Annotated in this window: 2 protein-coding genes; both read right to left on the bottom strand. The window is 55.9% G+C overall.

From position 1 onward, the window contains the following. Window positions 1-470, bottom strand: a 470-nt coding sequence (locus ACR1XU_RS23140) for a hypothetical protein (protein ID WP_480915723.1), incomplete at its 3' end; no start/stop codon positions are given. Between the two features lie 9 nt (window positions 471-479). Further along, the coding region (locus ACR1XU_RS23135) for a hypothetical protein (RefSeq protein WP_480915721.1) at window positions 480-676 on the bottom strand (197 nt) is incomplete at its 5' end.

Here is a 676-nt window from a genome sequence, read left to right as displayed (position 1 = left end):
CGGGCCGTCTGCCGCCAGATGACGTAGTCTTTGACGTGGTCAGCGTTCGGGTCGGGTTGTTCGTCCAGCCCGTAGAACTTGTTCGATGTGGGTAACGGTGCACCGGCCACTCCAGTAGACGCCTCGGCCATCACCCGCTTCAGTTCGCCCACGCGGGTGTAATCGACAATAAAACTGTCATGCACGGATAGGACTGGAACGGCCCGATCGCAGAAGTGCCGATGGACGCGCTCCGCTATCTGACTATCAAGGTTCATCAACTGAATACCTTGATCCGCGAACAGAAAGTCCCTGATGTGAGGGGTCTTTTCCAGGAAGCCAGCCAGTAGTGCATCCAGTTGCTCGTTCGTCAGCGTCTTGCCTGCGTGGCCGGTCGGAAAGCCATCACGAAACGCCCGGAAGGCGGCATCCCTGGAACCGGCGTTGATCGCCGTCAGTACAAGCCGCTTGATAAATTGACGCTGCAGCACTGAAGGCAGCTATGCACCCAGTATGTCGGGCAATTCATAGGGATCGCCATCAAGTTCTTTTCCTGCTCGAAGGCTGAGCAACGAGACATGGAGACTGCGGAAGTCCACCTCAACGACTGGCGTATCATTGATGAAGATCTTCGACCTCCAGTCACTATTGATCTGCTGCCACCAACCACCATGAAAGCGCCCATTCAGGTTGAAGT

Source organism: Ruegeria sp. D1(2025) (genome assembly GCF_056536425.1).
The sequence above is the reverse complement of the archived record's forward strand: the minus strand, read 5'-3'. Positions and strand labels throughout refer to the sequence as shown.